The following is a 25771-nucleotide window of genomic DNA, read 5'->3' as shown; positions in this document are numbered from 1 at the left end:
GAAAAAATAGAGGATTTAAAAACCAGGATAAAAGAGGCTGAGGAGAGAAAGAATAGCTTTGAATTCAAGAAAAACGAAATAAAAATGAAGTTGTTCAAGCTAGAAAAAGAACGGGACCAGCTATTTAAAAAATTAAAAGAACTGTCTCCTGAAAATGTACAGATAGAGAAGGATATGGAGGGCGAACTATCACAGGCAAGAAAAAGCAAGGAGAATTATTCAAATACTCTTGCCCAGATTGAGACAGAAATCAAACATTTAAGTGAAAAAAGTGAAGATTTGCAGGAGAAAATAGGGTTACTTGGGGATGATATTAGAAAATACGGGGAAATGATAGGAGAATATGGGGAAAAAGTTGAAACCATGAAATCTGAACTACAAAAAAATAGGGAGAGGGAGAATGATATTGATTCAAAGTCAAGGGAACTTTATAATGAAAAGACGCAGGTATCCAGTACCATAGATAAGATTTACGAGACTATAAGGAAAAACGATGATCTGATTAGCAATAAAAAAACTATAATAGCATCCCTGTCAACAAAAATAGAAAATATGGCACTCCAGCTGGACACCCTAAATTATGAAATAGAAAATGGCAACATTGAATTTAAGGATTTCAAGATGAGCATCAATGAAGTAAAACAGAAAATAGAGGAGAATAACAGAAAAATCGAGGATCTTGGTGCTGTCAATATGAGGGCGATTGAACAGTATGACCAGGAATTGAATAGGTATAAGAGCACAGACGAGAAATATAAAATTCTGCTCTCAGAAAGGAATGATCTTATTGAACTGCAGAATCAGATCATAGAGGATGAGAAGAGAATTTTCCTGGAATTGTTTGATACTATCAATACCCAGTTTCAGAAGATATATTCAAGGCTATCAGAAGGAGGTGAAGCTAATCTGGAAATTACCAGCAGGGAAGATCCACTTAACGCTGAGGTTTATATAAAGGTAAAACCAGTCGGTAAACATATGATAAAAATAGATGCACTCAGTGGGGGAGAGAAAAGTGTCGCAGTTCTTGCGCTTATACTTTCATTTCAGATAAAAAATCCATCACCCATATACTATCTTGATGAGGTGGATATGTTTCTTGATGGGCATAATGCAGAACATGTTGGAGAACTGTTCAGGGAGAATTCTAAAAGTTCACAGGTGGTCATGGTTTCCCTGAAAGGTGCTGTTACAAAATTTGCAGACAATCTTATAGGCGTTACTATAGATAATAAAGGGAATACGAAAATAGTCCAGAAGAGAATAGGTGATGATCTTGGAGAGAAATGAAATACTCAGGGCAATGATAACCCAGAATGTAGGCGATGACCTCCTTTATTATGAAGATATCCTTAATGGTGTTGAAGAAAACATAAACTATCCTGATGTTTTTTCCGAAACTGTTTCCAAGATATTCAGTCTTGTGCTTTCGGGAAAACTGGATCCATGGAGTGTTAATATTTCAGAGTTCAAAGATCTTTTTGCCAGGGAGCGGAACGAGAATTTTGAAGTGGCAGGGATATTGATTTCCAGTGCCTGGCATGTGCTCTATGAAAAGAGTATACAGATGATGCGGTATGCAATCAACGAAGAGACCGATTATCCTGAAGAGAATACCGGTACAGATGATGAACAGGGTATATACGATTCCGATGATACCACCATAGGAGCAATGCCGGATCTCAAAATTCCGGTTATGCACAGGGAGGCAGCAGAGGTTACATTAACAGAGTTTCTGAATGCGATGAAAAGAGTATACAGGACAAAGGAAAGGAAAAGGGAATTTGATCAGCCAGATTATCCTCCAGATATTGATGAAGAAATCATTTCAAAATCTAACACAGATTCTATTGATCATGGAATAGAAGAAACATTACAGCAAATATCACATTATATGAACCCATTTTTCGTGGAAGACTACTGGGGTAATACAAGATCACAAAGAGCAAATTTTATTTTATTTTTACTCTTCCTTGAAAGGGCAGACAAAATAAGATTGACCCAGGAAGAGCCATTTGGAAATATACAGGTTATAAAATTATTTTAGGTACCGTCAATTATTCCGTCTTCTGTGAGGGTGATAACGGCTTCCCCCTCTGGAAGGTATGGTGAGTCAATAAGCCTTGCTATTCTTTTTCCTGCCTTTGCCTTTCTAAGATATATTCTAAAGGTTGCTGTATGCCCCACTATGTTACCGCCTATAGGTGTCATTGGGTCTCCAAAGAACACCGCAGGATTTGCGGATACCTGATTGGTTACTGCTATGACAGCATTGAATATGGTGCCAAATTTTAACAGATCATGCATGTGCTTATTCAACAGCTGCTGTCTCTCAGCAAGTGAACCCCTGCCAACATATTCAGAACGGAAATGGGATGTCAGGGAATCGACAATCAGGAGTTTAATAGGGAACTCCTTTGCTATATCGGCCGCTTTTTCTGCCAGAAGTATCTGATGATGGGCATTGTATGCCCTTGCCACATGTATTCTCTTCAGGGTTTCGTCAGGATCCAGGTTTTTGGCCTTAGCCATCTGGATTACCCTTTCCGGCCTGAATGTATTTTCAGTATCTATCATTAATACATCAGAATCCAGGCCGCCCCGTTCCTTCGGTATGGTGGCATTCACGGCCAGTTGCAACATTATCTGTGTTTTTCCAGAACCAAATTCACCAAAAAATTCTGTTATGGATTGGGTTTCCAGGCCACCGCCTATAAGATTGTCCAGTCCCTGTGCGCCCGTTGAGAGCTTCAACACTTCTTTTCTTCTCTGTAAAATTTCCTCTCCCGTTTCAAAATTACCCACATCTGCATATTTTCTTGCAGCGTTTATTATCTTTACAGCTGCGCCTTCTGCTATGCCACTGATATCAGCAAGGTCCTTGGGTGAAGCTACGGCAATTGCCATAATATCATCATATCCATTTTCCCTGAGCTTTTCAGCCGTAGCCTCTCCGACACCGGGTAAATCCTCTATGGTAAGTTTCTTGTTTTCAGTTTCGCCTTCTATTACATCATCAATTTTTTTTTCTTTTGCCATTCAATATTCAACTCCTTTTATGCCTAGGGAGGCATCAGTTTTATTCTCAGATACAATTTGGTCTACACCGAACATAGCTCTAATGGCATCAATGTTTTCCGGTATAACATCACTTTCCTGATGTACTGCCTGGATATAATGCACTTTATTCTTATAAATATTTACACTCTCTTTCCAGACAGCTATTTCGTAGAGGTCTGACCTGTTTCTTGAGAGCTCTCTTGCATAGTCCATAACCTGTGCCGTTGAATTTATTTTTTCACCGGCGTTGAGTAGTATCAAGCGTCTTTTCCCTGAAAGTGCTGATACCAGTTCATCTTTATCCGGTTCAGTGTTTAATTCAAGATTTATAACATGAACATGCATAAGTGTTGTTGGAACTTTTACCGCTGTTGTTTCTATATCAATATCTTCCATAACTGTCTTCAGATCTCCAGCGTGGTGAGATGGATATGTCATTGACGGCTCTATTGCATTAATGGGACCCTTTTTGCTGTCATTAGGGTCAGTGGCACGGCGCATTATTGTTGCATTGACACTCTGAATTCCGAATTTTTCCTTCAATGGAGACAAAGACCTCGCAAGGGCAGTTGTGTTGCATGACACAACCCGTACATAATTTTTGTTAACAGAATGTGAATAATTTGAATAAGCATTAAAGCTGGATTCTACGACACTGCTGCTCTCCCCACCTTCCAGAACTGCTTTTATTCCATATTTCCGGTATGCCTTTAAATTTTTCTCACCATTGCCTTCAGGTGTCCCGTCGACAACAATATCTGACTGGGAAAGAAGGTCTTCCAGTGTTCCCTTTACTTTTATTCCGTTTGCCTCAAATTCCTTTTTTTTCTCATTATCTGGGGCGTAAATATTAAAATTCCTGGATGCCAATTTTGTAATATAATCTGGGGAGTTTTTGACAATGCCTGTAACATACATATCATCCTGCATTGACACACCATAGGCAACTCTCCTGCCTATTGTTCCATAACCGTTTATAGCTACTCCTATCATTGAAATACGATTGTGTTGCATATTATAAATTTATTCATTGATAACTTTCTATATGCATTTGCCAAGGAAACTGTTATATTTATCAGACTGATTGGACATTGTGGTAACTACTAGATTAATGAAATATTTCCGGGAATACTATTACAAAAGCCCTCTGGGCATACCCGATATGTTGTTTCAGAGAGAAATAGGATTCATACCATTTAACGGTACAATGACACGCCACAGGAAATTCAACGGACAGGCAGAAATCGAAGACTTTGTTCGCAGATCGGTGCCTAGACATTTATATTATTCTTCCTCCTATTACCGTTTCCCTGATCAGCATAAAATGCTTGAAAAGGAATGGCTTGGGGCTGAACTTATATTTGATCTTGACGCAGACCACATTGAGGGCGCAGATAAGATGACATACATGGAAATACTTGCGGAGGTAAAAAAGCACACACTGAGACTGCTGGAAATGCTCATGGATGATTTTGGATTTGGAAATAAGAATATCAAGCTTTATTTTTCAGGTGGGAGAGGATACCATGTTCATGTGGAAAGCGACAGAATATACACCATGGATTCTGATTCAAGAAGGGAAATAGGGGATTATATACGAATTGAAGGATTGAATATGGAAGACCTGAAAATGCTTGATGACAGCTATTTTGAATTTGGCATACTTAAAAAATTCAATATTTACATATCAAATTTCTATATAAATTTGGATGAAAATTATATAAAAAATGTATTTGGTAAGGCATGGTGGAATTATATTAATTACCTGGAAAAATTTTACAACGGAGAGAAAATTATAGATTTTCTGCGAAATGATAAGGGAAATAAATTCAAATTGCTGATAAAACAGAATAAAAGCAATGAAAAAGCCTCCATAGATTATGACAGGATAATGCTTGAAAAGATCCTTGAGGATTTCAAAAAAAGTGCACTTGCCGAGATAGATGAGCCTGTAACTACCGATATACACCGACTCATAAGATTTCCATACAGCCTGCATGGCAAAACAGGGCTCATGGTGAAGCCCATTGCTATAGATGATTTAAAGTCCTTCACCCCTCTTGACGAAGCCATACCTGATATTTTTCTGGACAGGGAGGCAAAAATCAATTTAAAAATAGACAAGTTCTCCATTAAAATGAATAAAGAGAATTACAACATATTTAGGGGTGAAAATTCAGTACCTCTATACGTGGCCATATTTACGAATGCCATTAACGTTGCTGAATTTATTTAGTCGGTGAGGTCAAGACTTTTTAACCTCTTAAGAAAATCTCCTGGATTTGTGTCAAATAGGGATACGAGCTTAATCAGGTCTTCCCCTTCTATTAGCTCTCTGGTTTTATCCTTGCATGGTAATAGGTTTGCTTTTTTCAGTATACCGTTCTCAAAACATTGTGCAATGTTGTGCACCTGTCCAGTTCGTAGCGTAGGCAGTCTCAGTCGAACCTGCTTCAGGGATCTCAGGTTAATCTCTGATGTACAGGTATTCATTCTTCATAGATTGCCAAGAGGCCAACGCACTCACGGGGAACGGGTCTCCGCACAGATCGATGCCACGGAGGGTTATGGCCAGTGAAGCCAACCTGTCCCTGTCGTAGTCCCGGTCACAGTTGTCGCATTTAGATATCTTCCACGCAGGGTGCTTTACCTTTTCACCGCATACGGGACACTCTGAGGAGGTCCCTCGTGGATTCACATATATTGTCTTTTTCTGCGATTTGTATTCTATCATCTTCTGGAATTCAGAATATGGCCATCTGTTCAGATGTGTCCTGAACTTCTTCCCCTTATCCTCGCCACTTTTTCTTATGCCTTTCATATCCTCGAGGACAAAGGAGGTATCAGGATGTTCTCTCACTATTGTGGTGGACTGTTTGTGTAAAGCATCCTTTATCCTTCTTCTCTGTCTTCCTCTGGCCTGCTTCAATTTTTTGCTGCGCTTCTGTGGATTCCTGATATGCTTCTGCAATTTCTGAATCTGCCTGTCCAGATCGGCTTTCTGATCATGTGAGGATACCCTTGCATAGATGAAAGACATCCTGTTATTTTTTATGCCGAGTATACGATTGATCTCGCTCTCAGGCACACGCCGGAAGTTATTCGAGAGCCTGACACACCTGATCTTTCCTTCCCTGTCCCACTTCCTGAGTGTGTTCGGATTGAGTTGGAGTATTTTACAGGCATCCCTTATGGTATAGAGTTTTCCCATGATACTTATGACAACATATTACAAATATATATAATACTATTTATTAACTGTTTGAACCCCATGATGGAAAGAATACCTAAATTATCCATAAATTAATTTTTTAAGAATTCTGTAATCTTAGCCCTAAAATTTTATTTTTATGGTTGATTAAATAGTATCTGTTTAATTTTTAAGGTATTTCAAAGAGGAATTATTTATTATAGTATTTTTCTATTATATAATCCTCATTATCCTCCTTTATTATTTGAAAACCAAGTTTTTTGTAAAATGATATTGCATTATAGTTTAATTGATTTACATATAATTCAATGTTGGAAATTTTTTCGGCCATGATGATTTTTTCTACTGTGTTAAATAGTTGAGTGCCGTATCCATGTCCTATATAGGTGGGTTCCAGATAAAATCTTAGCAATATTTTATTGATTTTATTTATTTCTATAAATCCTACAAGCACATTACGATCAAACAGTCCATAAAATAAAGGATTGGTATTCTCAATTGATTCTTTTATCTCAGTTTTTATTTTGTTTACTGCATAGTATTTATTTATCCAGTACTGTATATACGCATCTGTGTATATGCCTTTATAAGCATATTTCCATGATCTCTCTGCAACTTTTATTATATCCAGTTCATCTCCATTTCTAACTGGCAATATTTCCATTGATTGTGATAATTGAAGGATATTATAATTTTATCCTGTAGTATTGCCTCTAGAAAAATTAAGCTTTAAAATCAATAGTGTGAATGACAGGTATTGCTTAATATTATAAATGGTAGAAAAATTTATTTCTATATGTGGAACCATGACTTTTTAACCGGTTCACTCTTGAGGTCTTCTATTAATTCTTTTTCCCTGGATGTAAGATGCTTTGGAACCTGCAATTTGAGGACAACAAGCAGATCACCACTTCCGCGGGAAGTTAGTCTGGGCATTCCGGCGCCTTTAATTCTTAAAACATCATCAGGCTGGCTTCCAGGCGGTATGTTTAAAGTGAATTTTTCTCTGAACAGAGGAATTTCTATGGTCCCGCCAAGAGCTGCTGTGGGGAAATCTATGGCCTCTTTTAAGTATAAATTGTCTCCCGTACGTTTTATATTTGGATTTGGCTGTATATATACCACTGCATAAAGATCTCCAGTAACTCCTCCGAGGGAATTGCCGAGCTTCTGTGTTCTCAGCCGGGTATTTGTGTCAACACCCTTTGGTACATTTATAGAAATGTTTTCTATTTTGGGCACATATCCTTTGCCAGCACAGGTCCTACATGGTGTTTTCGGTATTTTCCCTCTGCCATTACATGTGCGGCACACAACTACCTGAACAAAGTTAAAAAATCCCTGACCACGGCTTATCCGCTCCTGGCCGGTACCATGGCATGTGGGGCAGGTTATCAAAACTCCGCCCTCAGCACCGCTTCCATTACAGGCTTCGCACATAGCGTTTCTTCTGAATTTGATGGGCTTTGATGCCCCATAGTATGCATCTTCCAGTGTTACATTAACCTTTATATAGATATCAAGGTCTGGTTGGGTGTTATATCCGCCATAGAATCCTCCAGAATTGCTTCTGCCAAATCCGCCACCAAATATTGTATTAAATATATCGTTAATGTCATCAAAGTGTGAGAAGTTTTCCCAGTTGAAGCTTGACCCTCCTGCTCCACCTGCATCTCCGAAGGTAGTGGAACCGGTAGCGTCATATTGCTGCCGTTTCTTTGGATCAGACAGTACCTCATATGCCTCTGCAATTTCCTTGAATTTCTGTTCAGCTTCCTTGCTGCCGGCATTGACATCAGGATGATATTTCTTAGCCAGTTCCCTGAACTTAGCCCGAATTTCATCCTGTGATGCGGTCTTGTCTACTCCCAGCACCTTATAATAATCTTCTGACATTTTAACTCATTGGTTTTCTTTATAGTCTGTATTTACCGTATTGTCATCAGAGTCCTGACTGCCACTGTCCTTTTCCTGGGAAGATTCCTGGTTCTGTTCTTCCTGCTCTTCTGATTGCTGATTTGCATCCTGGTTAGGTTGCTGTGCCTGAGCCATCTTTGTATATACCTCAGTCATCTCTTTTGTCAGTGTTTCGGTTAGTTCCTTTACCTTTTCTGTGTCCTTCTTTTCAACAGCATCCTTAAGATCTTTAACAAAGCCCTTCATTTTATCCTTTGTTGCATCATCGAGCTTGTCTCCAGCTTCGTTTATTGTTTTTTCTACTGTATATGCCAGTGATTCTCCGTTGTTCAGGGTTTCTATTCTTTCTTTCTCCTTCTTATCATCCTCTGCAAACTGTTCAGCTTCCTTTTTCATTTTCTCTATTTCATCCTTTGAAAGTTTGTTTGAGGCACTGATTGAAATACTCTGGGATTTTCCTGTACCCTTATCCTTTGCAGAAACATTCAGTATGCCATTTGCATCAATATCAAATGTTACTTCTATCTGTGGAACTCCCCTTGGTGCTGGTGCTATGCCTGTAAGTACAAAATTGCCCAAAGACACATCATCTTTTACCAGCGGCCTTTCTCCCTGTACTATATGAATTTCAACCGAAGTTTGCATATCAGCTGCAGTTGAAAATATCTGTGTTTTCTTTGTGGGTATTGTAGAATTGGCACTGATCAATGGAGTCATGACACCACCAACAGTTTCAATACCAAGGGTAAGTGGAGTTACATCCAGAAGCACTATGTCTTTTATGTCTCCCATCAGGACTCCACCCTGAATTGCTGCACCTGTTGCTACTGCCTGCATGGGGTCTACTCCTCCTTCCACCTTCTTGCCAAAATAATCTTCAACGTATTTCCTCACATATGGCATTCTGGTAGGCCCTCCAATGAGTATGATTTTGTTTATATCACCCTTAGAAAGTTTTGCCCCCTCCAGCGCTTTGTCAAGGGATTGGGAAGACTTTCCGACTATAGGGGCGATAAGTTCCTCCAGCTTTGCACGGGTTAATTTGTATTCCAGATGCTTTGGGCCATCCTGGGTTGCAGTTATATAGGGCAGGTTTATGTCGGATTCAAGAACTGTGGACAGCTCTATTTTTGCCTTTTCTGCCGCATCTCTTAGCCTTATGTATGCAGATTTATCCTTCCTGAGATCAATTCCTTCCGTTGATTTGAAATCATCTGCCAGGAAGTTCACTATGGCTTCATCCATATCGCTACCACCAAGTTTTGTATCTCCTGATGTAGACATTACCTCAAAAACACCCTGCCCGAAATCCATTACTGTCACATCCAGCGTACCACCACCAAAATCATAAATAAGAATTTTAAGCGTTTCATTAAGTTTGTCTATTCCGTAAGCCATGCATGCGGCTGTAGGCTCATTTATAATCCTCTTCACATTTAATCCAGCGATGGCGCCTGCATCCTTTGTTGCCTGCCTCTGGTTGTCATTGAAATATGCTGGGACAGTTATTACTGCATCGTTTACAGGCTCACCTAGGAATGATTCAGCATCCTTCTTAATTTTCTGGAGTATAAATGCTGAGACCTGCTGCGGAGTATATTCTTTTCCAAATATTTTGTATTTGAAATCTGTTCCCATTTTCCTTTTTGCACCATATATTGTACCTTCTGGGTTAAGGAGTGCCTGTCTTCTGGCTGGTTCTCCAACCAGAAGTTGTCCATCCTTCGTGAATGCCACATAACTGGGAAAAGATTTCCCACCCAATGAAACTCCTTCCGCAGCCGGAATGGTTTCAGGCTTGCCGGAAATAACAACAGCTGCTGCCGAATTACTTGTACCAAGATCTATACCTATTATTTTACTCATTTTACTTCACCTTTTTGAAACTATTACTTTTGATGTCCTTAGAACATCACCATTAAGTGTATAACCTTTCTGAACCTCTTCCAGAACGGTCCCGTCCTCTCCCTGATCAAGCACACCTACTGCCTCCTCAAGATTCGGGTCATATTTCTTCCCTTTTCCATCTATTACCTGCAACCCGTGTGACTGTAAGACTTTTAGCAATTGTGACCTTACAGGTTCAAGTCTTGGGTCGTGGGTAACGCCTGCATCCAGTGTGTCCAGAACAGGCAAGAGTTCCTTGATAAGATCGCTGCTGGCATTTTTGCGAATGTTGTTTATTTCTCTTTCCTTGTATTTTGAATAGTTTTCCATCTCTGAACGCTGGCGTATATATAGATTTTTGTAATCGTTGAGGTCAGCGACTGTATCTGTATATAACTGCTTATATTTTTCCATTTCTTCCCTGTCCTTCATCTTATTTCTCTTCTTTACCTGTTCTATATCGAATTCTAGGGGCCTATTATATTCTTTGTGATTCATCTTACACCACCAATGAGACCCCATACGAAAGTGTGGGGGGGGATTCTGCAGTGAACCCGAATCCTTTGCCGTATTTTATCGGTTTGACATTCTTCGTGCTTATATCCATATTCTTTTCTCCTCCTTTTATACGGATTGATTTCCCAGATGCGTATGCATCTCTCCGGTCTAACTTCTGACTTTCTTTCATGTTTTTCACGGCCCCCTAATAAATTCCTGTGCTATTTCTCACAGAACAAATCCTTCAGGCAGAGGTAGTTGACGACACATACATTTGTTCTTCTATATAAATATTTTCTATATAAATATTTACATTTTTGATATTATTTATTAAGGGGAATTTTGTTGAAATGTTCATATCCTACATTCTTTATTGGAACCCATGATTTGTCATAAATTACGTTATCCCCATTATATGTTTCGCCTATGCAATGAACCTCTATTTTTTCCCTGTCCATTGCCTGTGTAAACTCTTTAATTGAAGATTTCTCCACTGTAAACATAAGCTCGTAATCTCCACCGAAGGATAATGCTATATCATCAATGGAAAAGCCTGAAACGGCTGCTGCGGCTTTAACGTCTTCATCGATCGGTATTTTATTTCCATAAATCTTAAAACCGACTCCAAAATCCATTGAAACCTGGTGTATTGATGCAAAAACTCCATCTGACAGATCCATCATGAATTTTGCACCCCCCGCACTAATTTTTAACGCTTCATTTATCCTTGGTTCCACATCAAGCATCTTCTTGATTCCAAGTTCCCTGTCAATTCCGTATGTATAATATATGTATCCGGCACCAGCAGAACCGAGAGAGTTTGTTACCAGGAGATACTGTCCCTCTGCTATGTCAGACCTTCTCCTTACAAGATCAGGGGACTGCTTTCCCACTATGGTGCCTGAGGCTGTAAAGTCACAGCCTTCCTTTGTGTCCCCGCCAATGATTGAAGCATGAAATTTTCCAAGTTCATGTCTTATTCCTCTGTAAAACTCCTGAAGGTATTCAATTTCATATTCAGGGGAAACGGAAAGTGAAACCAGAAATCCCAGAGGAATTCCGGCCATTGCTGCCACGTCGCTTAGATTTATTGCCGCAAAGAATTTCCCTGCCAGAAATGGGTTCGTACCTTCTGGTATGTGTGTTTTCCTTGTGATTAAATCTGTTGAAAGAAGGATATATGAGTTCCCATACTCTATCAGGGCACAATCATCCTTCTCCTCCAGGCCGGTTTCTCCATATTCTAATATCTCTATAATTTTCCTTTCCCCGAGGTCCTTTAATTTCAATAAGGTTGTTATAAATTCGTTTAATTTAAAGTTTATTATATATCTCTATTAGGGCTGAAAAATTTTTATATATGATAGACATATTCTAGCATAGGTGATAAAATTTATCAATGACCTGGATACATTACGGGATGAACTTTATGATAACTCGAAAGAAATTCTTCGTTTACTGGAAAAAAGAAAACAAATAGCTATGAGAATAGGTGAATATAAAATTGCAAAAGATTTGAAAATTAGAAACCGTGAAAGGGAAATAGAAATATTAAAGTCGCTTTCGGATGACCAGTTCAAAGAAGCAGTGCTTAACATACTTTTTGAATTTTCAATAAATTATGAGGTTGAAAGGGAACATGCTGTAAGTCCTGTAAAATATTCTAAAATGATCAATGGTATTAAATACGTGGAATATCGGGGTGAAATAGATAATTTGATATTTATTCTCTCAAGAATTTTTAATCCCGGAACATTAATATTATGCAGGTATAGCAGTATATGTGAAATCTTCGGCATGGGGGGTCACCATATAACAGAAAGGATTGAAATTCCTGACCTCACCATATATCTTGACGGACGTGAAAATCAGGATATAATAATAGGGGAAGATTACATGCTCATATCTGAAAAATTCCTTACAAATAAAGGAAATATATATAAAGTGGAAATAAGGTAACATGCGCTTACTAGTTATGGGGTCAAATGGACGACTTGGCAAAACACTTATGAAAATTTTTCCTGATGCTCATGGAATTGATATTGAAAATTCCGGCCATATGGAAGCAGAACTGAAGGAAGCAGATTTTGCATTTCTGGCATTGCCAGTGGAAGCCACATTGAACATTGTAAAACGTTTCCCGGAATATGGAGGGTTCATAGACCTCACATCTGTTAAATCAAAAATGGTAAGCTTCTCAGGGCATATAATCAGCCTCCATCCTCTCTTCGGCCCTGAGTCCTATGAAAAGAATAAGTCTATTATATTTATTAATGACATATCAAGGATTAATTCACTGGATGATATAAAAAATATGTTTCCAGGCTACAATATAATCTCTATGGATGCAGAACAGCATGACACCCTGATAGGTGAAATACTTGTAAAGCCATATATATTGTCCTATATATCTGAGTCCTGTAATTCGGATATTGTGACAGGGTCCTATTCCAAATTTCTAGAAATTGAAAAAATAAAGTATAAGGAAAATCCCGGTGTTCTTATTGATACAATAAAATATAATGCTAACTCCAGGGAAATAATAAATGAAATTGAAAAAAAACTTCAAGATTTAAAAAAATTAATAGGTGATTGACGAGCCTGCCAACCTGTTTACAAGTGTGTTGTAATCCCCCTGGAAGAACATTCTGTCCTCAAGTTCCAGATCGTATTTAAAGTCCTCAAGATCAAGAGAATTGTAATATTTTGAAAGTTCGGTAAAATTATGGTCCAGGGATGACTGCATAATAAGGTCAAGTAGCTTCCCATCATACTTATCATTGTGAATTCCCCTTTCCTTATTTCCACCGGTTGGGTATGATAGAACTGGATATTTATCGCCTAAATCTATAAGTATCCTGGCAAGTGAATAAAGTCTAGGTGGCCTGTAGAGCCCTTTTTTCCATAATCTTTCAACAAGGGTGTTTTTCTGTATATTCATCGGATTTATAGATATATCAGCGGAGTATGGTGCTACAATCGCAACTGATTTTTCAATATCTTCTATTGCCCTTTTTTCCGATATAAATGGGGGTTTGAACAATAGATATGTCCGCAGTTCTATTTTTTCTCTCTGGAGAATATTGGCAGCGTCAATGAATTTCTTCAATGTGCTCCCCTTGTTCACCGAATATTTCATGATATAATCATCGGCACTTTCAAGCCCAATTGCTATTCGCATGTCAATTCCTGCTTTTTTGAACGGCTGCAGAGTTTCAGGACGAATATACTCCGTTCTTGATTCAACCAGAAGTTTGTCTATCTTATCCTTCATTCTGTCAATGAAATAATCCCTGACCGCTGGATGCACCTCATTTGGGTCTAAAAAACTACCAGAAGTAAAAATTTTTAATACTTTTGTGTCATTTAAAGAATCATATAATGTATCTATTTGCCTCATGAGATTTTCATCTACTATTTCCGGTGAAGTATCGTTAAAATAGCCACACATTGAACAGGCCGTGAATTTATACCATGCACATCCTGTTGTCCTGAAAATGCATACCATCGTTTTTTCTGGTGTTCCTCTTAAGCGGTCCAGTTCCTTCCATATGGATACAGGTTTATCAACGTCATTTTTTCTATCATTTTCATGCATCAAACTTTTAATATAAAGTGAATAATCTCTGGTTACCATTCCATTTTATATTGATTCTATCTATATGAGCATTGTTGTTTCATATTTCCGGGCAGGAATTCCTCTTGCAGAACACTCAATCAAAAATTACCCGACTGTTAATCCTGGTACATGAATCATATATCGGCAACAAAGATACTGAGGGATTTGCCCTATTTATGGGAATCAGTGAGCGAAGGTAAGGAACCATATCATAAATCGGAGCCGCAATGTATTGTTGCAGATCAATCATGACCTCATCGGAACTATGATAAAGAGGAGATGGAAGCGAACCATTTTATATCCCCATGACATAATTTATCCACTAACAGACAGGAGCGAAATCGATCTAACAGGATATTGCTTCATGCGTACCTGCATCCGTAAAGTCGGATAGCTTAGCATGAGAAATATAGTACCTCCAGGCGGAAGGAAATTAATGCCATGAAAATTCCTTTAACAATCTTTCCAGGGTAAGATTACTGAGAAAGTTTTGAGAGGATGTAGCCAGGTGTCCTGTGTTCTGGATTCAATATTACTATGTGGAGGAGGAGTCTATGCAACAGAAAAAAATTCGTATATACAGGTTTAGAATCTCAATGAAGGGAAGAAGAGGTATATGGCGTAAAATAGAGATAAAAGGTGATCAGACATTTGGAGACCTTGACCGGATGATCCGAATCTCGTTCAACCTTGATACATTTGACCACCTTAGTGAGTTCTATAGCGGGAAGAAATGGTACAGATCCGGCTTTGGAATAATCAAACCAATAGGCCAAGGCGAGGGAGCAGATTTAAGAATTGATTCTATTGGAATAGGAACTGGTAGCAAATTTGGATACGTTTACGACTTTGGGTCTGAAGTACATTTTTATATAACCGCCCAGCAGATATTGGAAGAAGAATTGAGTGACGAGGATTTTCCAAGAGTAGTATCTGAAAATAAAAAAAAGGATTATTATTGCTCAGATTGTGCTGCCTCTGGGAAAAAAACAATTGCCAGCCTGGAATGCTACGTTTGCTCAGAGGAAATGGGCAAGTCTGTATATCTTTGTGATAAATGTGCTGAAAGTGAAAAGCATGAGGACCATTTTACGGGCGACATTATGGAATGAATGCGTTTCTGCCATTCTTTTCCAGAAGGATATGAGTCCCGGTTCATCACAACAAATGACGGTACCATAACACTTGGGTATGAACAGGCTGTTCCAGGGCTTTTCTTCCTGCAATATACCATAGACTATCTCCTGGATCGTGGACTCTGTCTGCAATCATCTGCCGGAATAATTTTTTGATCTGCTTGTTAGCTCGGTGTGTCACCAATTGAAATATTATTTAATTTTAATAGCCCCAAAATCTATATCCTTAATGGCATAGGCAACCACTCTGGAATCACTTCTGTCAATTTCTTCCATTTCCGTCAGCGCCTCCATGACTTTTAAAAAGTCCGATCGATCCTTATTGATATTGAATACTATGAAATCTATATCTCCAAGAACAAAATATATGGCTATGACATTTGGAAGTTGCTTCAGCTTATCACCAATGGACGAGGCATAGTTTTTTGAGTATTTAGTCTTGATTAGGATTATTGTCATAAAATCAAATCCCAGGCGCTCATAATCAAGGATAGCCACTTCCTTTTTAATGATGCCTGATTTCTTCATATCCTTTATTCTCTTGCTAACCGCTGAGGGTGAAAACAGCCCTATGGCATTTCCTATGTCCTTTAGCGGCATAGCCGAATCGTCTTTTATAATGTTAAGTATGCGCTTATCAAATTCGTCAACCATTATAGTATATTTTCAGGATATATTTTATCTTTTATGTTTAGTTTTGGGTTTACAAGAAAAAAATACGTTAAAATATTTAATTTCCAAAAATTTTTCGTTTAAACTATCTTTATCAAATATTATAGAAGAAATAATATACAAGTAATTATTATATTTGTTATGAAATCAAACTCAGAAAACAGTTTGAAAAAAAATGAAGTCGGTACAATGCAGGGAATTTTCCAATCTCTTTCATATGTTGGACCGGCTGCGGACGTTGCCATATTGCTTCTTGGAACTGTTGAATTTGCCCTTGTGGCTTCTCCACTGGCTATAATAGTTGCCTGGCTTTCCTATGGGCTTTTTATGATTATGCCCTATGAGTTCTCGAAGTATAAGGCCAACGCAGGGAGCTATTACGCATATGCTGCTGGCAGTACAAAGAACGGAGTATTCGGGCCAATGGCACTATTCTCCTGGATGGGGGAAAATTTTACAGGCCAGGCTTTTGGTATTCTCGGGTTATCAGCATTTGTCTTTGCCATATCTACCTATATAAGCAAAATTCCCTATCTCTGGGTTGTTTTCGCAGTAATAATAACCTTGTATATGTTTATACTGCCATATCTTGGAATTAAAATATCAACCAATTATATGGCAATCACAGGATTAATGGAGGTTTTACTCCTGATCGTTGGATCCTTCTTCATAATAATAAGGCTAGGATCCGCAAATTCTTTAAGGCCTTTTTATCTTCCAACCGGAGGAGCCCTGGGAGGATTCTTCTTTGGTGTTATATTCTCCATAGTGGATTTCACCGGATTGGGGACAGTTACCACAATTTCAGAGGAAATGAAAAATTCAAAAAGAAATGTGAAAAAATCCATATTAATAGCATGGTTGCTTGCAGGACTTGCCTTAATTCCTGCAACATATGCGCTGGTTGTCGGGTGGGGGCTTCCATCCATTGCAAGTTTTGCTGTGATCACCAGATCCGGGGTTGTTAGTTTTCTATAAATTTATGGGTCCTGTAGGATTTGTTCTATTGATTATTTTCACTGTGAACAGCTATTTTTCCTATGCAGTGTCCAAGACAAATGCAGTGAGCAGGATATGGTACTCTGCGGCCAGGGACAAGGTAATATTCCCAAAATATATAGGGCAGCTTCATAAGGTGCATAAAACTCCTGGAAATGCCATGCTTGTATGGCTTGCAATTTCATTTGTGCTTGATCTTATAATGGGCGTCATATTTGGGCCGGTAAATGCTGCACTGATACTCCTGACAATGACTGGAATATGTATAGTTACTGTCCATATTATAGGGAACACTTCTCTCACATTCTTCAGCCATAATACTCTTAAAAAAACTGGGGAATCGAATCTATTGTACCATTACATAGCTCCTACCATAGCGAGTATAGTAGGTCTTGTCATAATATATTTCACAATAGAGACAAATGTTGTAGATTACATTGCCGCCCCCACAATGCTGAACCTTGCATTTTTCATCATATCAATAATAGGATTTCTATGGATAGTGGTTGGAGCTGTGGCGGTAACATTATACTATAAGTACAGGCATCCAGAAACATTGGAAAATGCGGGCAATTATGATGCAGAGGTAGATATTGCGGAGAATAGTTAAAAATAGGTGAAAAAAATGGAAAAATACGATTTAAGCTTTAAAAATGCACCGGATATCAGGACAGAACTTCCCGGGCCAAAATCTCTGGAAATGCTCAAGGAACAGGATAAATATGAAACAAATACCAGGGTTTATACTGATATATTTAAATTGGCTGTGAAGCGTGCAAGTGGATCAACAATAGAGGATATGGACGGAAACATATTCATAGATTGGTTTGCAGGGATAAGTGTGCTGAATCTGGGCCATAATAATCCCATAGTAATAAAGGCCATGAAAGACCAGCTGGAGAAACTTGTACACATAAATGAGGTACCCAGTGAGGCAAGAATAGAATTTATGAAAACCCTGAATTCTGTATTGCCTGTTGAAATGAAAAACAGGTCAAAGGTTATGTTCACTGTAACGGGTGCTGATGCCTGCGAGGCTGCGGTTAGCCTTGCCAGATATGTTTCAAAGAAAAAAACTATGGTTGTATTTGGTGGCGCCTATCATGGAGTTGCCGGAGAAATCGTAGGGGCCACGGCAAATTACCATTACAGGGATTATGCCGAACTGTCGCCAACAAACATATACCACCTCCCATTTCCCTATTCCTACCGGTTTCCCATAAAAGTGCCTGAAGAGGATATAAGCAAGGCAGTTGTTGACCAATTGGAATACCTTATAAAAGATCCACAGGCTGGTCCGGGTGCCATTGGTGGTGTCATGGTGGAGCCAGTACAGGGAGAAGGAGGTTATATAGTGCCACCTGATGATTTCCTGCCCATGCTGCGGGAGGTTACAGAGAAATACTCTGTACCCCTTATATTCGACGAAATCCAGTCTGGGATGGGAAGAACAGGAAAAATCTGGGCAAGTGAACACTATGGCGTGAGTCCAGACATTATGTGCATTTCAAAAAGCGTGGGTGGTGGGATACCAACTTCCATGATAGCATACAGAAGCGATTATGATATGCAACTGCCAAAGGGTTTTCATCTAGGCACATACAGGGCCAATCCTGTTGCTCTTGCAGCCGGCACAGCAATTCTCAATTATCTGAAAAATACGGATATACTTGAGAGGGTCTCTTCCAAGGGGCAGTATATAATGAAACGGCTTAATGAAATTCAGGATTCAAGCAGGTATATAGGGGAAGTAAGGGGAAAAGGGTTCATGATAGGGGCGGAACTTGTTAAAGGCAGGAAGACAAGGGAACCTTCACAGGAAATGGCAAATATGGTAAAATCCTATTTATACAGGCACGGGGTCCTAATGCTTACCTGCGGGCATTTTGGAAATGTTATGCGCTATATAGCACCTTTGACAATAGAGGATGAACTCATAGATAAGGGTTTAAGTATTTTCGAAGATGCGGTTAAGGAACTGGAGCACATATATTAAAGGAGGCAATTGTGTCGCAACAATTTAAGTTTATGAAATTCTCAGCCAATATTCAGGCTGGTTTCGGTTCCCTTAAAAACATAGGAAATGAGCTCAAAGAAATGGGTATTCGTGGTCATATAATTATAATTGCGGGTGAAACTTCTTTCGCCGTTGCCGGGAAAATCATTGTTGATTCCCTTTCGGAAAATGGATATCAAATAGACACATTAATTGAAAATCATATAGAGCCAACAGTTTATTTTGTGGAAAACCTCAAGGCACGTGTCAGGAATTTATTGATTGGGGATGATTCATTACTGCTTGGGATAGGTGGAGGATCTACACTGGATGTGTGCAAATATATATCATACAAACTGGATTTGAATTTTATAGCAGTTCCAACGCTGCTTTCCAGCGATGCGATTGCCACAGGTTACTCTGTTTTATGGGATAATAATAAAAATAATGCAATTCCAACAAAACCTCCCTTTTTAATAATAGGAGATTACGAAATATTAAGCAAACAACCGAAGAAATATGTTGCAGCGGGGGTAGGCGACATGCTTTCCAAACTTTCCGGCCTTTATGACTGGCGCCTGTCATTCTGGCTCGGTAATGAGACATACAATGATTTTGCCATGAACGTTGCAAAATCTACAACGGAATTGCTGGAAGCCAGGATGGAGGATGTGGCAAAGATGAATTATATAGGGATGGAAACCCTATTCCTGGCCGAAGTAACAGATGGCTATCTGATGCAATTATCTGGCACAACAAGGGTAGCAGCTGGAAGCGAGCATCTTTTCACATTTGCACTTGAGCAGGTACATGGAAAATCAAATCACGGTGCATATTGTGGGCTTGGAACAATTATGATGTCTTACCTTCAGAACAGGGGCGAGAAGATTGTCAGGAATCATTTAATAACGGTTGGTGCTCCGACCTGTGCGGCGGAAGTGGATGTAAAGCCTGGTGATATAGTAAAGGCACTAACCATGGCACATAAAATGCGAAACTGGTATACAATATTGGGTACCAACGGCCTGTCTGAGGGATCTGCAGAGAGGTTGGCAAGGTATTCACAGGTAATATAAGGAGGAATAATCATGACAATAAAAACTATTAATCCGTATACGGAGAAAGAAATAGGAAGATATGAAGAGGATAGTATAAGCACTGTGAAGGATAAAATATCTGGAATACGGCAGGCACAACTGGAATGGAAAAAGTCAATTCATGAGAGGATTGATTTTTTAGGCAACGTAGTCAACAAAAACCTAAGGGACAGAAAAAAGGAAATAGCAAAATCAATAACCGATGAAATGGGAAAGCCCATAAGCCAGAGCATTGCGGAAGTTGAAAAATGCATTGATACCATAGATTACATATGTCAACATTACTCAGGATATCTTGACAGTATGCCGGTGGAAACATCTACTGGGAAAGCGTATATTCGATTTGACCCAATCGGGGTTGTGCTTTTAATAATGCCATGGAATTTTCCACTGTGGCAGGTTGTCAGGGCTGCAGTTCCAGCAATGATAGCAGGAAACGGCATAGTTCTGAAGCACGCATCCTCGGTGACCGGGACATCAAAGATCATTGAGGAAGTATTTGAAACAGATGTTTTCAAATCCATTGTTTTAAAGGGAAATAAGTCATTGTCAGTTATCCAATACGTGGATGGTGTTTCCTTTACCGGGTCCACAAATGCGGGATCACTTATAGCATCCGAAGCTGGACAGAAGATTAAAAAATCAGTACTGGAATTGGGTGGTTCTGACCCCTTTATCGTACTTGCCAGTGCTGACATTGACAGGGCTGTTAAAAATGCCACTATTGGAAGGCTGCAAAATGGTGGCCAAAGCTGCATAGCATCAAAACGTTTCATTGTGGATAGCCGCATCGAGAAAGAATTCGGGCAAAAACTTGAAGAGTCGTTTGCAAATATAACCCCAGGAGACCCTGAAGACAATAGTACGTTCCTGGGCCCTTTATCATCTTCTGACCAGTCAGATATAGTAACTGAACAGGTTTCAACGCTAAAATCCATGGGCAAGGTAATAGGAGGTGGAAGAACTGGAAATCTGATTGAACCCACAATTGCTTATCCGGGCAAATTATTTTACAATGAGATTTTTGGCCCGGTGGCTGTGATTAAGCCATATAAAACTGATAAGGAGGCTATTGATCTGGCAAACGATTCACCATATGGTCTTGGAGCTTCCATCTGGGGCAATCCTGAAGATGCTGAAAAACTTGCTTCAGAAATTCAGTCAGGCATGGTGTATGTTAACAAACTCGTTGCTTCTGATCCACGGGTTCCCTTTGGAGGAACGAAAAATAGCGGGTACGGAAGAGAACTTTCACAGTTTGGTGTCAGGGAATTCACAAATATAAAAACTGTGTGGATTGAAAAGTAATATTTTTCAATATTTTCACTATTCTAATATTCATAAAGTAAAAAATTATATATCATCTCAAAATCAACCTAAGAGGGCTCGTAGTCTAGTGGTATGATGTCTCCCTGACACGGAGAAGGTCACCGGTCCGAATCCGGTCGGGCCCATTTTCAGTATATAGGTGAATATTAACATGATTAATAAAAATCAGAATCTATCCATTCATCAGGGAGGAACATCCCCAAATCTGCTCAAAGGCATGAGTTTAGCAATTGGCAGGATTGATTCACGAAGTTATCCAGGTAAGAATGTGATTTTATTTACAGAAAATGGAAAGAGGGCTACTGAGAAGTTTAAGGAAATTGAGGAGATTTTCGGAGGGCGGTTGAATTGACTCCACTTTCGAACAAAATAAACATTCCTCTTCTTATTATTGCAACTGCTGTTTTGATCTATTACTTAATTGCATTGATAACTATACTTTCTGGCGTAGATTTCTTGGTTGGACCAATATATCCACTGTATATTACCACCGGAGTCATTGTATTGTGTATAATCGGTATTCTGGCATCCATAAGGGCTAGGTACAGATGGGAAAGAGATCATAATGTAAGTAAGTGAGATTGAGAAGATTCTGTTACGGAGATAAAGGATGAAGCAAACTGTTATGTGGGAAAAACTTAGCGGTGGAAGGATAACGGGAATTGAAAGAGTTAACATTGAATTCTCTGACCCTCTTTCTGTGGAAAGTTTATCGTTTAACTCAGATTCTGAGGATAGTAGTTGGGCTCTTGAGTATTATGGCACAATAGACAGGACATTATCCTTTGAATGATATATATTTATTTCAATAATGTTAAAATAGTCGATTCTTTTGAAATTTTCCATATGTGGAAAAACCCTAAGCAGATTGGGGTTATGACCACAGATCAACCCCCTTGCAAGTAGCATCAGTAGTATCTGCTACCCTCTCCAGTTCAAAAGATGGAGCCTAAGCCAGAAAAACCTTTCCCTGCTTTCATCAAGATGTTGGACTGCCATTTATGCTAAATCTAAATGTGAAAATGGGACAGAACCTTAACTTATAGAAATACCTGGAAATGTAACGTAAACTGGTTTTAACTTCTGCCTCATTATACTGTTTTGAAGTTCCACTAGGTTTATGCAAATAGGTTTCAATTTTGATTTATTAAACCCCCATTTGACATTGCAAAGCATTTTGTAGTTCCATTTAGAAGCATCAGTTGGTTGTCTATTCAAATTGTCTTCACAAAGGGAAGTATAAATTAAAAGACTTCCAACAGCAGGAATGTTGTCCAAAAGTGCGTCTGAGTATCTACCTGACCATGGTTTCAATTGGTTTGCAGAATAGAAAGGGACGTTATACTGATTATTCTTATCGTTGTCTAGGATTGGTCCGTTAATATTGCCATCCTCATATACTTCTTCATATGTCTGCAAAAACGCCCAATTTGAGTAGCGCTCATTAATTCTCTTCACATTTATTCACAAACTACAAGGGCGACCAGCGATCAAAGTTGCTCTGCAACTCTCAAATTCAACTTCCAAACCAGAAAATACCTTAACATTCATACTCTTCTAAATTCCCTTTAATCATAGACCCTGCTCCTGTTCTCAAACCGTAAAAGAATTAGAGTGTTTTCATTTATTGCATAAATAAGTCCAAATGGCGGTATTCTAACGGTTCTTTCTCCATTGAGCACATAACTGAGAGGCTTTCCAATTTCTGGATTCTCTACAATTTTCCTTATGTTTTTCTCTAACCTATCTTTCACACTTTTATCCTTTATCCTCTTCACATCATGTTCGAATTTAGACGTGTAGACGATTTCGTCTATGCGTATTACCATTCTCTGAACTCTTTGAAGAATTCGTTTTTTGAACGGACTTTGTATTTTCCTTTATCGATGTCCTCCCATGCTTCCTCAATAAGTTTGAGTGTCATCATATCTTTAGAAGATATATTAGAACTCACTTTTTTCAATATAATCAAGTCATCTTGTGCGGTGACCGCGAGCAGGCTCCCGCTACCAATATTAAGCTTCTTTCGTATCTTTGAAGGGATCACTATTTGTCCCTTTGAACTTGTTTTAGTGAATTCCGTTTCAAACTCATCATCAGTCATTATGTAAGAATTTCTTACTTATATTTAAATATGTCCACCAATGAAGGTAATGTCATCTATTCTCAATTTTTACCTTTTTACTTCATTCAATGGAGGTTGATATTTTTATTGCTATGAAAAGGTCCACAAGATTATAATTCACCGAAGGAGTGTAACATTCTAAATTCATAGCATGTTGAAGTTCACTGAGAGTGGCATCACAAATTTTGTGTAATTTCTTGTCAAAATGTTATTATAGGAATGAATAATAATTTAATGGATTTCATGTTTAGAAGGATTAACTATAAATCGGTGTCTCCAGAGCTATATGAAACAATGCTTGGTTTTTCAAGGTATCTGGGTAAAAGTAGCCTTGAACAAAGCCTTATAGATCTAATAGAAATAAGAGCATCCCAAATAAATGGTTGCGCATGGTGCCTTGATATGCATACCAAGGATGCTATTGCATCTGGTGAATCTTCTCAGAGGATATTTCTTTTAAACGCATGGCAGGAATCCCCCCAGTTCACTAACCGTGAAAAAATGGCACTCAAATGGACAGAGGCAGTTACTCTGATTTCTGAAGGCAACCTAAGTGACGAACTTTTCAAGGAAGTCAGTAAAGAATTCAATGAAACTGAACTTGTAGAATTGACCGGAGCTATAATATCTATAAATTCATGGAATAGAGCCAACATTGCATTTCAGATGATCCCTGGAGAATATGTATCAAAAAGGAAGAAAGATAAGGGCAATGGCAAGAATTAGTTAATACACCAATTATTACCCAAATGTTTTGAATTATGGATTTTTGCATTCAGAGGATCTTAACATAATTTATAACAACTTGATAAATTCCTCTACAGTAAGATCACACTGCCGGATTATTGCTCTTAGCGTGCCCTTTGGCAATTCGTCATGATTAGGTATCGTCACTCTTCTGCCATCTGATTCCCGTTTCATTACCATATGGCTTCCTACTTGCCTTTTAATACAAATCCAATTTTGGAAATGGCTTTAACAGTGTCCATTCCAGAAATAGAGGGGAGTTTAGGCATTCAGTTCAACGTTTCCAATGATGTCGATGTCATGGGGGATGGGCTCTCCGTCTGATTTCATGTCATCTATATACCCCTGTATTGCCTCCTTTATGTTTGACATGGCCTCCTCAACTGTTCGGCCATCTGATATGCATCCTGGCAAAGCAGGAACTGTAGCCACATATATGTTATCCTCATCTTTTTCCAAGACTACGGTAAATCTCATGTGTTTTAAAGTAGAATTCTCTTTATAAACCTTTCGGATTATTTGCTGTCATCAGAAACGAAATTGAATAATTTCAATATATTGAACGCGTCCGGTCGCGTCCATTGACGGTCGAAATCTCAAGGCATAAAATAGAGTTGGTAGAGTAACATTGAACCTTGTCGGGATTAAAGAATTCTGATAGTTAATGAATAGTATCATATATATTTGTAATATGTTTTCATAAGTATCATGGGAAACTCTATACCATAAGGAATGCCTGTAAAATACTCCAACTCAATCCGAACACACTCAGGAAGTGGGACAGGGAAGGCAAGATCAGGTGTGTCAGGCTCTCAAACAACTTCCGGCGTGTGCCTGAGAGCGAGATCAATCGTATACCCGGCATAAAAAATAACAGGATGTCTTTCATCTATGCAAGGGTATCCTCACATGATCAGAAAGCCGATCTGGACAGGCAGATTCAGAAATTGCAGAAGCATGTAAAGAACCCACAGAAGCGCACCAAGAAGCTGAAGCAGGCCAGGGGAAGACAGAGAAGAAGGATAAAGGATGCAATGCACAAACAGTCCACCACAATAGTGAGAGAACATCCTGATACCTCCTTTGTCCTCGAGGATATGAAAGGCATAAGAAAAAGTGGCGAGGATAAGGGGGAGAAGTTCAGGACACATCTGAACAGATGGCCATATGCGGTGAAAATGTAAAGCACCCTGCGTGGAAGATATCCAGATGCAACAACTGTGATCGGAACTACGGCAGGAACAGGCTGGCCTCAATGGCTATAACACTGCGTGGTATCGATCTTTGCGGAGATCCGTTCCCCGTGAGTGCGTCGGCCTCTTGGCAGTCCATGAAGGATGAATACCTGCACATCAGAAATAAACCTGAGATTTCTGAAGCAGGTTCGACTGAGACTGCCTACACTACGAACAGGACAGGTGCATAACAATGCACAAAGTTTTGAGAACGGAATAACCAATACTGAATTGATACATTGG

At 39.0% G+C, this 25771-nt stretch carries 33 protein-coding genes and 1 tRNA gene; 17 read left to right on the top strand and 17 right to left on the bottom strand.

Annotation, left to right across the window (positions count from 1 at the left end; genetic code table 11):
* The first annotated feature begins 84 nt into the window (after positions 1–84).
* Entirely contained in the window at positions 85–1290 is a 1206-nt protein-coding gene (locus AMDU4_RS04145) for an AAA family ATPase (RefSeq protein ID WP_021786727.1), read from the top strand.
* Positions 1277–2047, top strand: a complete 771-nt coding sequence (locus AMDU4_RS04140; protein ID WP_021786726.1) for a hypothetical protein — start codon at positions 1277–1279, stop codon at positions 2045–2047. The genes AMDU4_RS04145 and AMDU4_RS04140 overlap by 14 nt, the downstream gene beginning before the upstream one ends.
* Here AMDU4_RS04140 and radA read toward each other — a convergent pair.
* Together radA and AMDU4_RS04130 are read right to left on the bottom strand one after the other, a co-directional pair.
* Entirely contained in the window at positions 2044–3039 is a 996-nt protein-coding gene (gene radA / locus AMDU4_RS04135; protein WP_021786725.1) for a DNA repair and recombination protein RadA, read from the bottom strand. The genes AMDU4_RS04140 and radA overlap by 4 nt on opposite strands.
* Positions 3040–4053, bottom strand: coding sequence for a type II glyceraldehyde-3-phosphate dehydrogenase (locus AMDU4_RS04130; protein ID WP_021786724.1), 1014 nt, complete (start codon positions 4051–4053; stop codon positions 3040–3042).
* 100 nt (positions 4054–4153) lie between these two features.
* Between AMDU4_RS04130 and priS the strand changes: the two genes are divergently transcribed.
* Entirely contained in the window at positions 4154–5296 is a 1143-nt protein-coding gene (gene priS, locus AMDU4_RS04125; protein WP_290704150.1) for a DNA primase catalytic subunit PriS, read from the top strand.
* On the opposite strand, the gene AMDU4_RS04120 is transcribed toward priS, so the two are convergent.
* The 8 genes from AMDU4_RS04120 to AMDU4_RS04085 all read right to left on the bottom strand — a co-directional run bounded on the left by AMDU4_RS04120 (position 5293) and on the right by AMDU4_RS04085 (position 11862).
* Positions 5293–5472 (bottom strand): hypothetical protein, encoded by a 180-nt coding sequence (locus AMDU4_RS04120; protein ID WP_290704148.1) that lies wholly within the window; start codon positions 5470–5472, stop codon positions 5293–5295. The two genes, priS and AMDU4_RS04120, sit on opposite strands and share 4 nt — an antisense overlap.
* Positions 5473–5527: 55 nt before the next feature.
* Entirely contained in the window at positions 5528–6271 is a 744-nt protein-coding gene (locus tag AMDU4_RS04115) for an IS200/IS605 family accessory protein TnpB-related protein (RefSeq protein ID WP_021786722.1), read from the bottom strand.
* 190 nt (positions 6272–6461) lie between these two features.
* Positions 6462–6935 (bottom strand): GNAT family N-acetyltransferase, encoded by a 474-nt coding sequence (locus AMDU4_RS04110; RefSeq protein WP_021786721.1) that lies wholly within the window; start codon positions 6933–6935, stop codon positions 6462–6464.
* 128 nt (positions 6936–7063) lie between these two features.
* Positions 7064–8167 (bottom strand): molecular chaperone DnaJ, encoded by a 1104-nt coding sequence (dnaJ, locus tag AMDU4_RS04105; RefSeq protein ID WP_021786720.1) that lies wholly within the window; start codon positions 8165–8167, stop codon positions 7064–7066.
* Positions 8168–8173: 6 nt separating this feature from the next.
* Positions 8174–10054, bottom strand: coding sequence for a molecular chaperone DnaK (dnaK, locus tag AMDU4_RS04100; RefSeq protein ID WP_021786719.1), 1881 nt, complete (start codon positions 10052–10054; stop codon positions 8174–8176).
* Positions 10055–10060: 6 nt separating this feature from the next.
* Complete coding sequence (locus tag AMDU4_RS04095; protein WP_021786718.1) at positions 10061–10573, bottom strand: nucleotide exchange factor GrpE; 513 nt, start codon at positions 10571–10573, stop codon at positions 10061–10063.
* 1 nt (position 10574) lies between these two features.
* Positions 10575–10763, bottom strand: coding sequence for a hypothetical protein (locus AMDU4_RS04090; RefSeq protein ID WP_021786717.1), 189 nt, complete (start codon positions 10761–10763; stop codon positions 10575–10577).
* A 133-nt stretch (positions 10764–10896) separates the two neighbouring features.
* Positions 10897–11862 (bottom strand): thiamine-phosphate kinase, encoded by a 966-nt coding sequence (locus tag AMDU4_RS04085; protein ID WP_021786716.1) that lies wholly within the window; start codon positions 11860–11862, stop codon positions 10897–10899.
* 94 nt (positions 11863–11956) lie between these two features.
* Here AMDU4_RS04085 and AMDU4_RS04080 point away from each other — a divergent pair, with 94 nt between their 5' ends.
* Together AMDU4_RS04080 and AMDU4_RS04075 are read left to right on the top strand one after the other, a co-directional pair.
* A complete protein-coding gene (locus AMDU4_RS04080) occupies positions 11957–12532 on the top strand; it encodes a chorismate mutase (RefSeq protein WP_021786715.1) in 576 nt (191 codons plus the stop codon).
* 1 nt (position 12533) lies between these two features.
* Positions 12534–13169, top strand: a complete 636-nt coding sequence (locus tag AMDU4_RS04075; protein ID WP_290704146.1) for a prephenate dehydrogenase/arogenate dehydrogenase family protein — start codon at positions 12534–12536, stop codon at positions 13167–13169.
* On the opposite strand, the gene AMDU4_RS04070 is transcribed toward AMDU4_RS04075, so the two are convergent.
* Entirely contained in the window at positions 13155–14210 is a 1056-nt protein-coding gene (locus tag AMDU4_RS04070; RefSeq protein WP_021786713.1) for an archaeosine biosynthesis radical SAM protein RaSEA, read from the bottom strand. The genes AMDU4_RS04075 and AMDU4_RS04070 overlap by 15 nt on opposite strands.
* A gap of 536 nt (positions 14211–14746) precedes the next feature.
* Between AMDU4_RS04070 and AMDU4_RS04065 the strand changes: the two genes are divergently transcribed.
* On the top strand, positions 14747–15304 hold the full coding sequence (locus AMDU4_RS04065) for a hypothetical protein (RefSeq protein WP_290704143.1): 558 nt from the start codon (positions 14747–14749) through the stop codon (positions 15302–15304).
* A gap of 216 nt (positions 15305–15520) precedes the next feature.
* Here AMDU4_RS04065 and AMDU4_RS04060 read toward each other — a convergent pair whose 3' ends face one another.
* Positions 15521–15982 carry an Lrp/AsnC family transcriptional regulator gene (locus tag AMDU4_RS04060; protein WP_021786711.1) on the bottom strand — a complete coding sequence of 154 codons (462 nt, stop codon included), beginning with the start codon at positions 15980–15982 and terminating at the stop codon, positions 15521–15523.
* A 159-nt stretch (positions 15983–16141) separates the two neighbouring features.
* On the opposite strand from AMDU4_RS04060, the gene AMDU4_RS04055 reads away from it, so the two are divergent.
* The 8 genes from AMDU4_RS04055 (at position 16142) to AMDU4_RS04020 (ending at position 22214) form a co-directional block, all read left to right on the top strand.
* Positions 16142–16978 carry an APC family permease gene (locus tag AMDU4_RS04055; RefSeq protein ID WP_021786710.1) on the top strand — a complete coding sequence of 279 codons (837 nt, stop codon included), beginning with the start codon at positions 16142–16144 and terminating at the stop codon, positions 16976–16978.
* A gap of 28 nt (positions 16979–17006) precedes the next feature.
* A complete protein-coding gene (locus tag AMDU4_RS04050; RefSeq protein WP_290704140.1) occupies positions 17007–17609 on the top strand; it encodes a hypothetical protein in 603 nt (200 codons plus the stop codon).
* A 15-nt stretch (positions 17610–17624) separates the two neighbouring features.
* On the top strand, positions 17625–18995 hold the full coding sequence (locus tag AMDU4_RS04045) for an aspartate aminotransferase family protein (RefSeq protein WP_021786708.1): 1371 nt from the start codon (positions 17625–17627) through the stop codon (positions 18993–18995).
* An 11-nt stretch (positions 18996–19006) separates the two neighbouring features.
* On the top strand, positions 19007–20071 hold the full coding sequence (locus tag AMDU4_RS04040; RefSeq protein ID WP_290704137.1) for an iron-containing alcohol dehydrogenase: 1065 nt from the start codon (positions 19007–19009) through the stop codon (positions 20069–20071).
* Positions 20072–20083: 12 nt separating this feature from the next.
* Positions 20084–21400 carry an aldehyde dehydrogenase family protein gene (locus tag AMDU4_RS04035; protein ID WP_021786706.1) on the top strand — a complete coding sequence of 439 codons (1317 nt, stop codon included), beginning with the start codon at positions 20084–20086 and terminating at the stop codon, positions 21398–21400.
* Between the two features lie 74 nt (positions 21401–21474).
* Positions 21475–21546, top strand: a tRNA-Val gene (locus AMDU4_RS04030).
* Between the two features lie 26 nt (positions 21547–21572).
* Complete coding sequence (locus tag AMDU4_RS04025) at positions 21573–21773, top strand: hypothetical protein (protein ID WP_021786705.1); 201 nt, start codon at positions 21573–21575, stop codon at positions 21771–21773.
* Positions 21774–22031: 258 nt separating this feature from the next.
* Positions 22032–22214: a hypothetical protein gene (locus AMDU4_RS04020; RefSeq protein WP_021786703.1), complete on the top strand. Its 183-nt coding sequence runs from the start codon at positions 22032–22034 to the stop codon at positions 22212–22214.
* Positions 22215–22456: 242 nt separating this feature from the next.
* On the opposite strand, the gene AMDU4_RS04015 is transcribed toward AMDU4_RS04020, so the two are convergent.
* From AMDU4_RS04015 to AMDU4_RS04005, 3 genes are all read right to left on the bottom strand, one after another.
* A complete protein-coding gene (locus AMDU4_RS04015) occupies positions 22457–22879 on the bottom strand; it encodes a hypothetical protein (RefSeq protein WP_021786702.1) in 423 nt (140 codons plus the stop codon).
* Positions 22880–22989: 110 nt separating this feature from the next.
* Positions 22990–23250 carry a type II toxin-antitoxin system RelE/ParE family toxin gene (locus AMDU4_RS04010; RefSeq protein ID WP_021786701.1) on the bottom strand — a complete coding sequence of 87 codons (261 nt, stop codon included), beginning with the start codon at positions 23248–23250 and terminating at the stop codon, positions 22990–22992.
* Positions 23244–23525 carry an AbrB/MazE/SpoVT family DNA-binding domain-containing protein gene (locus tag AMDU4_RS04005; protein WP_021786700.1) on the bottom strand — a complete coding sequence of 94 codons (282 nt, stop codon included), beginning with the start codon at positions 23523–23525 and terminating at the stop codon, positions 23244–23246. The genes AMDU4_RS04010 and AMDU4_RS04005 overlap by 7 nt, the downstream gene beginning before the upstream one ends.
* A gap of 264 nt (positions 23526–23789) precedes the next feature.
* Between AMDU4_RS04005 and AMDU4_RS04000 the strand changes: the two genes are divergently transcribed.
* A complete protein-coding gene (locus AMDU4_RS04000; protein ID WP_290704134.1) occupies positions 23790–24272 on the top strand; it encodes a carboxymuconolactone decarboxylase family protein in 483 nt (160 codons plus the stop codon).
* A gap of 69 nt (positions 24273–24341) precedes the next feature.
* Here the strand turns inward: AMDU4_RS04000 and AMDU4_RS14060 are convergent, their stop codons facing one another.
* Together AMDU4_RS14060 and AMDU4_RS03995 are read right to left on the bottom strand one after the other, a co-directional pair.
* The gene (locus tag AMDU4_RS14060; protein ID WP_342765601.1) at positions 24342–24467 is read right to left on the bottom strand and encodes a type II toxin-antitoxin system HicA family toxin; all 126 of its coding nucleotides are present in this window, start codon (positions 24465–24467) and stop codon (positions 24342–24344) included.
* A gap of 87 nt (positions 24468–24554) precedes the next feature.
* Positions 24555–24770 (bottom strand): type II toxin-antitoxin system HicB family antitoxin, encoded by a 216-nt coding sequence (locus AMDU4_RS03995; RefSeq protein WP_021786698.1) that lies wholly within the window; start codon positions 24768–24770, stop codon positions 24555–24557.
* A 191-nt stretch (positions 24771–24961) separates the two neighbouring features.
* On the opposite strand from AMDU4_RS03995, the gene AMDU4_RS03990 reads away from it, so the two are divergent.
* Positions 24962–25477 carry an IS200/IS605 family accessory protein TnpB-related protein gene (locus AMDU4_RS03990; protein WP_306766117.1) on the top strand — a complete coding sequence of 172 codons (516 nt, stop codon included), beginning with the start codon at positions 24962–24964 and terminating at the stop codon, positions 25475–25477.
* Positions 25453–25719 (top strand): hypothetical protein, encoded by a 267-nt coding sequence (locus AMDU4_RS03985; protein ID WP_021786696.1) that lies wholly within the window; start codon positions 25453–25455, stop codon positions 25717–25719. The genes AMDU4_RS03990 and AMDU4_RS03985 overlap by 25 nt, the downstream gene beginning before the upstream one ends.
* Positions 25720–25771: the final 52 nt, after the last annotated feature.

This window comes from Ferroplasma sp. Type II (assembly GCF_000496155.1).
Note: the sequence above shows the minus strand (reverse complement) of the source record. Positions and strands in the feature narration are given on the sequence as shown.